General features: G+C 66.3%; 11 protein-coding genes. 5 read left to right on the forward strand and 6 right to left on the reverse strand.

The annotated features are described in order from the left end of the window. Positions 1-175 precede the first annotated feature (175 nt). Together ACFVWL_RS00145 and ACFVWL_RS00150 are read left to right on the forward strand one after the other, a co-directional pair. Positions 176-736, forward strand: coding sequence for a hypothetical protein (locus ACFVWL_RS00145; protein ID WP_387177180.1), 561 nt, complete (start codon positions 176-178; stop codon positions 734-736). 231 nt (positions 737-967) lie between these two features. Beyond that, entirely contained in the window at positions 968-1,207 is a 240-nt protein-coding gene (locus ACFVWL_RS00150) for a hypothetical protein (protein ID WP_387177182.1), read from the forward strand. Positions 1,208-1,602: 395 nt separating this feature from the next. Here the strand turns inward: ACFVWL_RS00150 and ACFVWL_RS00155 are convergent, their stop codons facing one another. From ACFVWL_RS00155 to ACFVWL_RS00170, 4 genes are read right to left on the reverse strand one after another with little or no spacing between them, the layout of a single operon-like run. After that, a complete protein-coding gene (locus tag ACFVWL_RS00155) occupies positions 1,603-4,218 on the reverse strand; it encodes a DEAD/DEAH box helicase (RefSeq protein WP_387177184.1) in 2,616 nt (871 codons plus the stop codon). Then, a complete protein-coding gene (locus tag ACFVWL_RS00160) occupies positions 4,218-6,272 on the reverse strand; it encodes a site-specific DNA-methyltransferase (protein WP_387177186.1) in 2,055 nt (684 codons plus the stop codon). The genes ACFVWL_RS00155 and ACFVWL_RS00160 overlap by 1 nt, the downstream gene beginning before the upstream one ends. Before the next feature lie 4 nt (positions 6,273-6,276). After that, positions 6,277-7,374 (reverse strand): redox-regulated ATPase YchF, encoded by a 1,098-nt coding sequence (gene ychF, locus ACFVWL_RS00165; protein ID WP_387177188.1) that lies wholly within the window; start codon positions 7,372-7,374, stop codon positions 6,277-6,279. Positions 7,375-7,426: 52 nt separating this feature from the next. Further along, a complete protein-coding gene (locus ACFVWL_RS00170) occupies positions 7,427-8,167 on the reverse strand; it encodes a class I SAM-dependent methyltransferase (protein ID WP_387177190.1) in 741 nt (246 codons plus the stop codon). Between the two features lie 59 nt (positions 8,168-8,226). On the opposite strand from ACFVWL_RS00170, the gene ACFVWL_RS00175 reads away from it, so the two are divergent. Together ACFVWL_RS00175 and ACFVWL_RS00180 are read left to right on the forward strand one after the other, a co-directional pair. Beyond that, positions 8,227-8,829, forward strand: a complete 603-nt coding sequence (locus ACFVWL_RS00175) for a 3'-5' exonuclease (protein WP_387177192.1) — start codon at positions 8,227-8,229, stop codon at positions 8,827-8,829. Between the two features lie 83 nt (positions 8,830-8,912). Further along, positions 8,913-10,220 carry a DNA recombination protein RmuC gene (locus ACFVWL_RS00180; RefSeq protein WP_387177194.1) on the forward strand — a complete coding sequence of 436 codons (1,308 nt, stop codon included), beginning with the start codon at positions 8,913-8,915 and terminating at the stop codon, positions 10,218-10,220. A gap of 77 nt (positions 10,221-10,297) precedes the next feature. Here ACFVWL_RS00180 and ACFVWL_RS00185 read toward each other — a convergent pair whose 3' ends face one another. Then, the gene (locus tag ACFVWL_RS00185; protein WP_387177196.1) at positions 10,298-10,582 is read right to left on the reverse strand and encodes a hypothetical protein; all 285 of its coding nucleotides are present in this window, start codon (positions 10,580-10,582) and stop codon (positions 10,298-10,300) included. A gap of 180 nt (positions 10,583-10,762) precedes the next feature. Further along, positions 10,763-11,749, reverse strand: coding sequence for a class II fructose-bisphosphatase (gene glpX, locus ACFVWL_RS00190; RefSeq protein WP_387177198.1), 987 nt, complete (start codon positions 11,747-11,749; stop codon positions 10,763-10,765). Positions 11,750-11,934: 185 nt separating this feature from the next. On the opposite strand from glpX, the gene fbaA reads away from it, so the two are divergent. Then, positions 11,935-12,963 (forward strand): class II fructose-bisphosphate aldolase, encoded by a 1,029-nt coding sequence (fbaA, locus tag ACFVWL_RS00195; protein ID WP_136043528.1) that lies wholly within the window; start codon positions 11,935-11,937, stop codon positions 12,961-12,963. Positions 12,964-12,982: the final 19 nt, after the last annotated feature.

A 12,982-nucleotide genomic window follows, 5' to 3' on the forward strand; every position in this document is an offset into this window, starting at 1 on the left:
CGGCGCTGTGGCTGCGGTCCGTCGAAGCAGGCCGCACTAGGGAAGGCATCGACTGTGCACTCGTCGCTCGGTTCTTCAACAGGCGTGTCAAGAGCCGTTGGTCCGCTGCCGCTTGATTTCATAAAGGTGAATGAGCATACAGCTTCGGAAATCGGCAGGCCGCCATGATATGCGCATGACTGAACATGAAGTCCTCTTCGCCGTCACCGGCGTGATCGCCAACATGTACAACGGGCCGCACTGCGTCGAAGCGACCGCGACTCTTGTCGAGTCCGGCAACCTCATAGGCTACGAGCTCGAAGCACACGCGGTCTCCCTCTTCGCTTCAAGTGAGAGCGGGACTGTGGCCACCGGATCGCAAGGACGCGCGTTCGGAGAGAACTGGGTTAGGCAGCGGAGCGGGGGGCTTCTGGAGACGGCGGGGGAGTTCTCCGGCGGCACGCCGTTCCAGCGGAACGCCGGTCATATGATCGCGGTTGCAGCGGATCAGGGCTTGCTCCTGGACCCGACGTTCTCTCAGTTCCAGAAGCTGGGCCGTGCAGCACGACCGCTGTTCGCAGAAGAAGCCGAGCTGCGGCTGAATAAGTTCTGGAAGCTGGAGGACGAGACGTTTTACGCACGCTGGTACCTCGAGGATGACTACATGCCGGACGACTTCGCCAAGGTTCGCAAAGTACAAGCGGCGGATGCGGCGGAAATCGTGAAGTTTGTCCGCTCGAAGCTCGCTACCACATGAAATTCCAGCGGAACCAGCTCAGTAGACGCGACCGCCTGCCTCAGTTGTTGAAGCGGAGCTCCACCTCATTCCGGCACTCAGGAACGAAGTCGAGTAGGGACCTAACTCGATCCTAGGCCGTCGTGTTCGCCAGAATGTTTTGCACCGAGGCCTGGAGCGTGGATGAAGAGCAACGTCTCAATAACCCTGAACGGGCAGGCAGAGATCACTGCTCAGTTCCGGTCGAAAGGGATGAGCGATCCGGAGCTCTTCGCTGCGCTGCGGCAAGCCAAGCGCGACTGGAAGGTCTCGAAGAAGGAGTACAACAAGGCCTATGACCGCGTGGACGAGGCGGGCGACAAGCACGGCAGACCCAGCCCTCAGTGGCACAAGCAGTCTCGCCGCGCCGACAAGTACTGGAAGCGCACGCACTGGGCGGAGGACGCGTACCTCGTCTACGATGCTCAGGTGCGGTCTCGCGGGCTGTACTGAGACCATGCCAGGCAGTCTTGCGCAGGTCCTTCGTCGGACCCCCTGGCCAGGCTGGGCGGCATGTAGAACGAGCAGGACTGGCTGGACGATCTAGCACGCGCGCACCTGCGTGCAGGGATGCAGCCGGCGTGGTCGCGCTGCTACGAGATGGCGTCGACATCACCGATCGTCCAGATCTCTGGAGCGCCGAGGACAGGGCCAGACGCACTGAATGGGAGTTACGACTGAAGAGACTCGGGCTCAGGGACCGTCGCTGAGCCCGACTCGGCTAGATACTGTGCGGGATCATCCAGCCCGTGAACGGGCCGCCCCTGCTCCGTGCCGGCGCGAGTCAGGTGGCGTTGTCGTCGCTGAAAGTGCCGGAACGCGAGCAGGGTGAGGTTGGACGAGGGCGCTCAGTAGTCGATCGCGTGGTCGGACTGGTAGAGCGCCTTGGCGCTGCTCGCATCACGGATGGCCTGGCGGACCGAGGCCTTGGTGATGTCCAGGACGCGTAGCTTCCCGTCGGTCTCGGCGACCGACTCGATGCGTCGGAAGTCCGCGGAGAACCGTTCGGCGAAGTCGGCGAGACCGCGCAGCTTCGGCAGGGCATCAGTGAGGTGGTGCCCGTGAGGATCCACCAGATCTGCGACCACAGTTCCGTCATGGGCCGTGCCGAAGAAGACGAAGTCGGGACGCAGCGCCCGCCAGTCCTGCACCTCGTCCTTGTAGGCGATCGCCAGAGAGTCCTGGGTCGCCCGGTCGGGGTTGCGGTACCACCCGCGGAACCCGACCCCGTCCGACTCGGCCTTGAGAACCTTGGCCTCCCAGCTGCTAGTGAAGTGCATGGGGACCTTGCCGTCCGCTCGCGACATCACGTGCATGTCGAAGAGCGGCAGGTCTTCCTCGGTGCCGTCCGGGTGGCGCAGCTTGGTGTCCGTCTGAGTAAGCTTCGGCACCGTGATGGCCAGTAGCTCCGGGGTCGTCGACATCGCTTCGATCACGTCGTACTCGGCCTGGCGTTCGTCGGGCAGGCTCTTGCGTGCCACTCGAGTCTGGGTTAGCCACGTCTTGGCGAGCCCGTCAGCCTCGGCCTCGACCGCCTGGGCGATCTCCGGAACGCGTCCCAGCGCCGCCACAGTGATGTGCGCGCCCAACAGGTCGTCCTCGTCGTCGTCGTCACCTACGAGGTGATCGACGTAGCTCGAGCAGAGCGCTGGGCTCAGGACTCGAGCAGCAGCTCGGTAGTAGTCCTCGATCGCACGGGGATCCGCGTCGACCGAGAACGGCTTGTAGGAGAGCCCGCCGCCGACACGACCGCGGATCTCCTCACCCTCCATCGTCACGACGTCCTCGCGTGCGGCCGCGACCTTGTCCTTGTACTGGACAGCCCGACCGTCCAACACCGCGTGGAGGTGGACGTGCGCCTTGCTGACTGCCTCGTCGACGAGCCGATCCTTCGAGAGGGCAGCCGCGAGAGCGGTGAGCCGGCGGATCGGCTTGACGTGCTTCTTCGGGATCGTCACCGACGGGAGCGCAGCGAAACGGTCCCAGACCTCCTGGTCGATCGCCGTGTTCGGGTGCAGCTCGATGGGATCGAACAGCACACGTCGACCCTGGCCACCGCCGGCGTCGTCGCCGTCGCCGTTGTCCTTGCTTGTCGCACCCCGCATCAGGAGCTTGGCGACCTCTGTCGCGGTCTTGCGATCGAACCGCGGCAGGAGGCAGTCCACCGAGTTCAGCAGCTCGTTGCCCGGGATCCGGCGTGCCAGCGGTGTACGCATCATGCGACCGAGCAGCTGGGTGATGTGGGTCGGGCTCTGCGCCGCTCTGAAGGAGACCAGCACCTCCGCGCGGGGGCAGTCCCAGCCCGTCGAGATCGCGTTCTTCGCCAGCAGCACCCGAACGTCTTTGCGCTCCTGGACGCGCTGAGGCTCGATGTACGGCACGACGTGCTTGCCGACGCTCAGGTCGGGGTGCGTCTTGCCGTCGTGGTCGCCGAAGACGTTCGCCACAGCTCCGAACGGGAGCTCGGGCCAGGCTGCGTAGATCGTGTCGAGCGTGCGCACGAGCGTGTCCTGCGACGGCTTGTCATCCAGCTGCACGACGAGCAGCGGCTGCACCGCCTCGGCCTCGCCCTGGGTGACGGCGTACTCCGTCCAGGCGTCGGAGGACGCGCGGATCTTCTCTACCGCGCGAGTCAGCAGGACCGTGTCGAAGGACCCGATCTCGGAGGGAATCGACAGAGCGATGTCGTCTTTCAGCAGGCCGGACGCCTGGACGAGCGCCGAGTCGACCTGGACCGACGGAAGCGCGTCGCGATTCTTCGCCCCCTTCATCGTGGTCTCGAAGAGCTCGACGGTGGCCGAGATGCCGAACACGATCGGCATCGGCGGAACAGGGCCCTGGCCGTTGATCAGTCGCTGCACGATGGTGGTGCGATCACTGGTCCTGGTGCCCATGCCGCGATGCGCTTCGTCGAGGACCAGGTAAAGCGTCAAGTCAGGGTTGGCGATCGTATTGGTGATCGTGTCGTAGATCGAGGTCTGCGCGGTATCGGGGCGATCCTCCAGCCCGCGGAGCATTGCCTCGTCCTCGGCATCGTCCGAGAGGTCCTCGAACGCGCCCTTGACTAGCCGGGAGCCTTTCGCGAGCTTCTGGGTGTTGAGGAAGTAGACCATGCCCGGCTTGAAGGACTGCTCAGCGAACGTGGTCGGCACGACCTGCAGACGGTAGTCGAGCTCGCTGGCTGCGGCCTTGATGCGTGTGCGGCTCTGCTCGTTCAGCGACGGGTCGTCGGAGAACCACAGCACGACTGCGCCAGGGTCGGCTGTGAAGTCGAACTCGTCGTTGCCGAAGAAGAGCGCCTCGATGACGGCCGCGGCCATGACGGTCTTGCCGGCTCCGGTCGTCGCCGCCAGCGAGAACTGCGAGTGGGCGTCGTAGCGGTGGTTGGAGTCGCGTGCGCGCTCGAGGTTCTTGAGAACGTCGCGGACGGCCTTGGCCTGGTAGTCCTTCAGCGTGTACCGCACTACAGGGTCCTCCCCGTGTTGATCTCGAAGTTCTGGAGGTAGCTCTCGTAGAGGCGGATAGGGAGCACACCCTGCGGTAGCTCGCGGCAGACCATCTGGAAGGCCGAGTCGTCATCGGTGACGATGAACGCCTTCTCCACCGAGTCGGCAGCAGTGAGTGTGGTGATGAACTCGTCGACCTGGTCGAGGTTCGTCAGGACGCCGTAGGACTCGGCGACTCCCCAGCCGTGCTCGCCGAGGTCAGCGATGATCGGGCCACGTGACCCGGCTCGGAGCCAGAGCATCGGGGCGATCCGCTCGAAGGCGCGGTTATGCCGGACCGTGAGCGGGGCCTCGTAGGTGAGGTTGAAGAACTCCGCGTTGGCTGCGGTCTCACGGAAGGCGTTCAGGAGGCGCGGCTTGGTCTTGGACTCGTAGACGCCCCGGCTCTCCCACTCGGGGTCGCCAGCGCGATGCCCTGCAGCGGCGGCGTCCACGCTGTCGGTGCGGCTCAGTTCGTTGTTCGTCACCACGATCGAACGACGACGACCACCGTCGTCCGCGTTCATCGCTGCGATGGCGTGAGCGGTGGTGCCCGAGCCGGCGAAGAAGTCGAGGACGACGGCGTCCGGGGAGTTGTTCGCCCAACGCACGAGCTGTTTGATCAGTCTCAGGGGCTTCTTGCCGTTCGCGAAGCCGACGCCGCCCTCGTTGGATACATGACCCATATCCGAGTGGAATCCTCGCCAGAGGTCGCCCCTGATCACGGTTCGTCCGAACCGTGGCACATAGTCGTCGGAGGTTCGGTAGTTCCGGTCCAGGGTGTAGATCTGCCACACCTTGCCCTTGCTGGACCGAGTCAGCCGGTACGTGCGTCCGTCGGTCTGGTGCTCGACCCAGCCGCCTATCGGAACCTCTGCATTCCGACCCGAGACCGGCGGGGTATCGGTGCGTCCGATGCGAGCGAGGTTGTTGAGAATGAACTCACGAGCGGGCAGCGACGCAGCAAGAAGTAGGTCCATCCCGGATGCCCCCACGAAGGTGCCCCGACCCTTACCGCCGGCGCGCGTCAGACCGAAGCGTTCAATGTCCGCACGTACCTCCGGCTCCTCATCCAGACGCTGGTAGACCGACTCCGTAGTGCCGTTGTCGTTGAGCCACAGGGGGTAGTTGGCATCCCACTTCTCGATCCCGTCGAAGAGAGGAGTGTGCCTCACCTCAGTGTCGAAAGCCGGGGACTTGCGGTAGATCAGCACGTACTCGACGTTCTTGACGATCGTGCCCTGTTGAGCGTTGGTCGTCTTGGGTCCAGAGGTCGTGGACATCTCGACGGCGAGCTGTGCGACATGGTTCTCCACACCGAAGATCTGCTCCATGAGCATGCGGAGGCGATGCTGCTCGTCGTCCCCGATCGAGACCATGATCGCGCCGCTCGGCTTGAGCAACTCGCGTGCTACGCGAAGCCGGCGATCCATGAACGCGAGCCACTTCGAGTGCTGGTACTCGTCCTCGCCGTCGACGTAGTTGTCGTTGTAGAGCCAAGCGAACTTGCCGCCGGTGTTGTAGGGCGGGTCGATGTAGATGAGATCGACCGACTCCTGGTGGGTGTAGGTCAGCATCTCGAGCGCGTGGTAGTTCTCGGCGTTGATGACTGTGTGAAACGGCTTGCCTGCCGAGTTCTCCACTCGATCGGTCTCGACGAGGCCCGGGTAGATCCGATCGCGGAACTCTGCGACCACCACGACCAGGTCGTCGGTCACGACCCTCTTCTCGGGCTCCTTGGCATCGAGCTCGACGAGATGAACGTTGCGCTGGCTCTCCGTGCGCTCGACCCGGTCGATGCGCCAGAGTCGGCGGTCAGCGGGCTCAGACGAACCTCGAGCAGGCAGGATCCGGACCTTGTCACCACGTCGGATGGGTCGCCCGTGCATCTCGACGGCCTCGGGCTGATGCTCCTCGAAGACGAGGCCGAAAGTGCGGCGTCGGGTGAGCGCCAGGATCTCCGACTCCAGGTCAGCACCGAGCTGAGCGTCTACCGCCTGGGCCTGCTTCAGAAGGTCGGAGAGCCGCGACATCGCGTTACTTCTTAGCCCCGGAGCCGGCGGTTCCTCCGATACGGAACTCCACCACGTCGCCATCCTGCATGACGTAGTCCTTGCCCTCGAGGCGGGCCTTGCCCTTGGCGCGGGCCTCGACGACGGAGCCTGTCTCGACCAGATCCTCGAACGAGACGATCTCGGCCTTGATGAAGCCCTTCTCGAAGTCGGTGTGGATGACACCGGCGGCCTGAGGCGCCTTCGAGCCCTTGGGGATCGTCCAGGCGCGCGCTTCCTTCGGGCCGGCCGTGAGGTAGGTCTGCAGCCCGAGGGTGTCGAAGCCGATGCGGGCGAGCTGGTCGAGGCCCGACTCGTCCTGTCCGGTCGAGGCGAGCAGCTCCGCCGCATCCTCCGGGTCGAGGTCGATCAGTTCGGACTCGATCTTCGCGTCGAGGAAGATGGCCTTCGCCGGGGCGACGAGAGCGGCGAGCTCCGCCTTGCGCGCGTCGTTCGTCAGCACGGCCTCGTCGACGTTGAAGACGAAGATGACGGGCTTGGCGGTGAGCAGGCCCAGTTCGCGGATAGGCGTCAGATCGATTCCGGCGACCGAGAGCAGCACGCCGCGTTCCAGCGCATCCTTCGCCGCATTCGCGGTCTCGAGCACGACGGGCTCGATCTTCTTGCCGCGGACTTCCTTCTCGTACCGGGCGATCGCCTTGTCGACGGTCTCCAGGTCGGCGAGCATGAGCTCGGCGTTGATCGTCTCCATGTCGGAGGCCGGGTTGACCGTGCCGTCGACGTGCACGACGTCATCGTCGGCGAAGCCGCGCACGACCTGGGCGATGGCGTCGGCTTCACGGATGTTCGCGAGGAACTTGTTACCCAGGCCCTCTCCCTCGCTCGCACCCCGCACGATGCCGGCGATGTCGACGAACGACACCGCTGCGGGAAGGATTCGCTCGCTGCCGAAGATCTCGGCGAGCTTCTCCAGGCGCGAGTCGGGCAGGTTCACCACGCCGACGTTGGGCTCGATCGTCGCGAACGGATAGTTCGCCGCGAGCACGTCGTTCTTGGTGAGTGCGTTGAAGAGGGTGGACTTGCCGACGTTGGGCAGGCCGACGATGCCGATAGTGAGAGCCACGGGGCACGAGTCTACCTGGCCGCCGCCCGGCGATCCTGCGGAAGGCTGCGCGTCAGTCGCGGACGGCCCGGTAGGCCCGTGTCACATACGGAAGGTCGACCGTGGCGTCGCCGTGCAGGTCGAGCTCGTCGAAGAGCGCATCCAGGTCGCGGCGGATACGCGCCTTCTCCTCGTCCGGAGCGGTGATGATGTAACTGCGCGATGCCGCCATGCGGTGCAGCACGTCGCGGGTGACGGGCCGGACCCATTCCCAGCGCTCCTGCTCGATCGGTCCGAACGGCGCGGCGACGACCGGATCTCCCTCGGCCAGCATGATCTCGGCGTGGCTGCCGTGCATGATCTCGGTGAGTCTGCGAACCCAGTCGACACGGTCGTCGCGGATGTTCCAGATGAGGCCGAGCACTCCCCCGCTGCGCATCGTACGACCGATCTCGACCGAGCCGGCGACGGGGTCGACCCAGTGCCAGGCCTGACCCAGGACGACGGCGTCGACGCTCGCATCCGGAAGCGGCAGCTGCTCCGCCGTTCCGACGAACGTGGGCACTCCCGGCACCGCGCCACGGAGGGTCGCGAGCATCTCGGGATCGGGGTCGACCGCGACGACCTCAGCGTCAGGAGCCTGCGCGAGAACTCGCGTCAGCTTTCCCGTTCCCGCGCCGACATCGGCGACACGGCGGGAATCCGCGGGCATCCGCTCGAGCATCCACGCCACCGCCTCGAACGGGTAGTCGGGCCTTCCGGCCTCGTAGTCCCCGGCCTGCGCTCCGAACGACGTCGCCATGTCCTCAGCCATGTCGCCAGCATACGGCGAGTCTCCGACCCCTCTTCGGGCCTGCGGGGGAAAGTGGGGTTGTGCCACTGGACTTCACTGCGATCGACTTCGAAACCGCGAACTCCAGTCCGGCCTCTGCCTGCTCCGTCGGACTCGTCCGCGTGCGTGACGGTGAAGTCGTCGCCACCACCGGGTGGCTGATCCAGCCACCGCCCGGGCACGACGAGTTCCAGGAGTGGAACGTTCGTATCCACGGCATCCAGCCGGAAGACGTGCTGTCGGCCGCCACATGGGTCGACCAGTTCGACCGGCTGTGCGCCTTCGCGGGGGCGGACGTGCTCGTCGCGCACAATGCGGGCTTCGACCTCAACGTCCTGCGCCGCGCATCGGAGGCGACAGGGCAGCTCTGCCCGCCCTACCGCTCCCTGTGCAGCCTGCAGGTCGCCCGCAAGACCTACACGCTCGATTCATACCGTCTGCCGATCGCGGCCGCCGCTGCCGGATTCGAGGAGTTCTCGCACCACGACGCCCTCGCCGACGCCCGTGCCTGCGCGCAGATCGTCATCGACGCGGCAGCCAGGGCGGGCGCTGCCGATGTGTTCGCACTCGCCGATGCCCTGAGCCTGCGCGTGACAGCTCCCGTCGCACCTGCCGCACCCGTTCTGGAACGCGCCGTCGCCTGACCCGTCGCGCGGCATCCGACCCGTCGCGCGGCCTCTGTGCGCGGCAACCTCGGAATGTCGGAAGCCAGCCGCATCATGAACACATGGATGCTCTGGCTGTCGTTCTTCTCCTCGTCGCCCTCGCGGCGGGTGTCGCCGTGGGCTGGTTCCTGCGCGCAGGACGCGGAGCAGCCGATCTGGCGCGTACGCAGGCCGAACTGGCGGCGGCCCGCGACGACCGCGACCGTCAGTACGACCTGTATCGCGACGCCGTCGAGCATGCGCGGAATGAGCAGCGGGCGGAGGCGCAGCGCGTGCAGCAGCAGAACGCGGTGCTGACCGCGCTCGCTCCGGTTCGCGAGAGCCTGCAGCAGATGCAGACCAAGGTCACCGCGATCGAGCGCGAGCGGCATGCGCAGTTCGGCACACTCGAAGAGCAGCTGCGGCGGGCCCAGGAGTCGGATGAGGCCCTGCGCGCGACCACCGAGTCCCTCGCGGGCGCACTGCGTTCCACCGCGACGCGCGGCGTGTGGGGCGAAACCCAGCTGCGTCGGGTCGTCGAAGCGGCGGGACTCACCCGGCACATCGACTTCGACCTGCAGGCGACGATCTCCTCGGACCACGGTCAGGGGCGACCCGACATGGTGATCCGCCTCGCCGGCGGCAGCTCGATCGCCGTCGACGCCAAGGTTCCGCTCGATGCCTACCTCGAGGCGTCCGCTCTTCCGGGCGGCGATGCGCACGAGTCACAGCGCCGCGCACTGATGCAGAAGCACGTCAAAGCAGTCCGAGCGCACATCGATGCTCTGGCCAAGAAGGCCTATTGGGCGGGACTCGATGCGAGTCCCGAATTCGTGATCTGCTTCCTGCCGAGCGAATCGCTGCTGGCCGCGGCGATCGACGAAGACCCGACGCTGCTCGACTACGCGTTCAGCCGTCGGGTGGCGCTCGCCTCCCCCGTCAACCTCTGGGCGGTGCTGAAGACGGTGGCCTTCACCTGGACCCAGCAGGAGGTCTCGACCGAGGCACGCACGCTGCTCGCCCTCGGCACCCAGCTGTACGACCGCCTGGGCACTCTCGCCGGTCACGCCGATGATCTGCGCCGGGCACTGGAGCGCACCGTCGACAGCTACAACCGGTTCGCCGGGTCGCTCGAGACGCGAGTACTCGTCACCGCTCGCCAGTTCCCCGGCGTCGACGCGTCCGCGCTTGCGACAGCACCCGCGGTCGCCACGGGTGCTGCCAGGCGATTCACCGCGGCGGAGCTCCTCGCAGCCGACCCGATGGCCGCGGAGGATGCGCTTTCCGACGGCGGGCCGGGATCCGTCACGCGTGATCCCGTTGAGGCTGCACAGACAGAGCCGGTCCGTGCAGACGTCGGCGACGTGCGGCTGCGACTCGACGGAGAGTGACGCGGTCTACAGCGGGCTGAACGCAACCACATGGCGTGCGACCGCTTGTCGCCTCAGCACGTGTTCGGCGAAGAAGGTCAGGCGATGCCGGGAACGCCGCTGAGCAGCAGGATGACGAGGCCGCTGGTGGCGAGGAACGCGCCGATCATCCACCAGGCGCTGACCTCGTGGCCCTCGGCACGGCGGACGCGGAAGAGAACATCCGCACGTCGCGCCGGATCGACCGCTGGTACGGCCGGAGTCGCGACCGCCGGGGCAGGAACGGATTCCGCATCCGCGCTCACCCGGAGGATGCGCCCCGTGTTGGTCGTGATGATCTTCGTCGGGGCGGCCTTCGAACCGCTCGTGTGCTGCGTTGTCATCTGTTCGCCCTCCTGTGCCTGCGGTGCCTGGCGGCTCCGTCGACGGCGACAAACCCAGTGACAATTGTGACACGGCACCCCGGAGAACCGTGGATCGTGCCGCTGCGAGGCGATACCGGCTCGATAACGATGCCGCCGACGTCACCGCCGGCCGTCATGCGCCGGAGAACACTCAAAGAGTCAGAGCCACTTCGAGACGAGGTGCTCCGACGCGATGCGTCGAAGGGTGCCCGAGGCTCCTCGCAGCACCACGCTCTCGGTGTACACGTAGCCCCGCTCGCGACGCACACCGGCGACGAGCTGCCCATCGGTGACGCCGGTCGCGACGAAGATCGTGTTGTTCCCCTGCACCAGGTCGTCGGCCTCGTAGACCTTGTCCATGTCGAGTCCGGCGTCGATGCCGCGCTGGCGCTCGTCGTCGTCGCGCGGCCAGAGGCGTCCCTGGATGTGCCCGCCGAGCGCCTTGATCGCGCACGCCGTGACGATCCCCTCGGGGCTGCCGCCGACGCCGACGCACATGTCGGTGCGCGCGTCGTGTCGGGCGGCGTTGATGCCGCCGGCGACGTCACCGTCGCTCATCAGGCGCGTGCCGGCCCCGGCGTCACGGATCTCCTGGATGAGCTGCTCGTGACGCGGACGGTTCAGTACGGAGACGACGATCTCGTCCACGGGCTTGTCGAGCGCGCCTGCGAGCTTGCGGATGTTCTCGCCGATGGGCAGACGGATGTCGACGACGCCCACACCGGCCGGCCCCGTGACGAGTTTGTCCATGTAGAAGACACTCGACGCGTCGAGCATCGTGCCACGGTCAGAGACCGCGATCACCGAGAGCGCGTTCTGTCGGCCGGCCGCGGTGAGCGAGGTGCCGTCGATGGGATCGACCGCGATGTCGCACAGCGGTCCGCGTCCGGTGCCGACGACTTCGCCGTTGAACAGCATCGGTGCGTTGTCCTTCTCGCCCTCGCCGATCACGACTCGCCCTTGGAAGTCGACCGTGCCGAGGAACGCGCGCATCGCATCCACGGCCGCGCCGTCCGCCGCCTCCTTGGCCCCACGGCCGATGAAGGGGACCGCACGGATGGCCGCAGCCTCCGTCGAACGCACCAGCTCCATCGCGAGGTTACGGTCGGGACGAAGAGGGCTCAGATCCGCTGTCAGACTCACCATGCGGTCAGCCTAGCCATCGCGCGGCCTGAAACCGCCGGTTTTCGGTCTGGATACGGTGAAGGAATCTCGATTCTTAACAACGAGAAAGAAGCCGCAGCGCACGCCCCCGGTCGCGGCTGCTCTATCCGCGCGCACGCCCCGATAGAGTGGCAACTGTCCCGGCTTCCCCTATCGCAGGAGTTCTCATGCCCGTCGCCACCCCGGATCAGTACGCCGAAATGCTCGACCGCGCGAAGGCCGGCGGCTTCGCGTACCCCGCATTCAACGTCTCCAGCTCGCAGACGATCAACTCCGTCCTCCAGGGGCTGACCGAGGCCGGTTCCGACGGCATCATCCAGGTCACCACCGGTGGCGCCGACTACTTCGCCGGCCACACGGTCAAGGCTCGCGCCACGGGCGCGCTCGCCTTCGCGCGCTTCGCCACCGAGGTCGCGAAGAACTACCCGATCACCGTCGCGCTCCACACCGACCACTGCCCGAAGGACGCGCTGGCCGGATTCGTCGAGCCGCTGATCGCCGCCTCCGAGGAAGAGGTCAAGGCCGGTCGCAACCCGATCTTCCAGTCCCACATGTGGGACGGCTCGGCTGTTCCCCTCGCGGAGAACATCGAGATCGCGAAGGACCTGCTCCCCCGCATGAAGAACATCAACGCCATCCTCGAGGTCGAGATCGGCGTCGTCGGCGGCGAAGAGGACGGCGTGCAGCACGAGGGCTCGAACGAGGCCCTCTACACGACTTTCGCCGACGTCGACCAGGCCGTGCAGGCACTGGGCCTCGGCGAGCAGGGTCGCTACATCGCCGCCCTCACTTTCGGCAACGTGCACGGCGTGTACAAGCCGGGTGGGGTCAAGCTGCGTCCGGAGCTCCTCGGCGAGATCCAGGCCGAGGTCGCCGCGAAGTACAACACCGGCGCCAAGCCGCTCGACCTGGTCTTCCACGGCGGCTCCGGCTCGACCGACGAGGAGATCGCCCTCGCGGTCGCCAACGGCGTCATCAAGATGAACATCGACACCGACACGCAGTACGCCTACACGCGCGCGATCGCCGACTACATGTTCAAGAACTACGACGGCGTGCTGAAGGTCGATGGCGAGGTCGGCAACAAGAAGCAGTACGACCCGCGCGCCTGGGGCAAGATCGCCGAGTCGGCGATGGCCGCCCGCGTGGTCGAGTCGACCCGCCAGCTCGGCTCGTACGGCCAGTCCAAGAGCTGATCTCACCCGAGACACGAGA

Origin of the sequence: Microbacterium sp. NPDC058269, from assembly GCF_042881445.1 — a bacterium.
Taxonomy (GTDB): domain Bacteria; phylum Actinomycetota; class Actinomycetes; order Actinomycetales; family Microbacteriaceae; genus Microbacterium.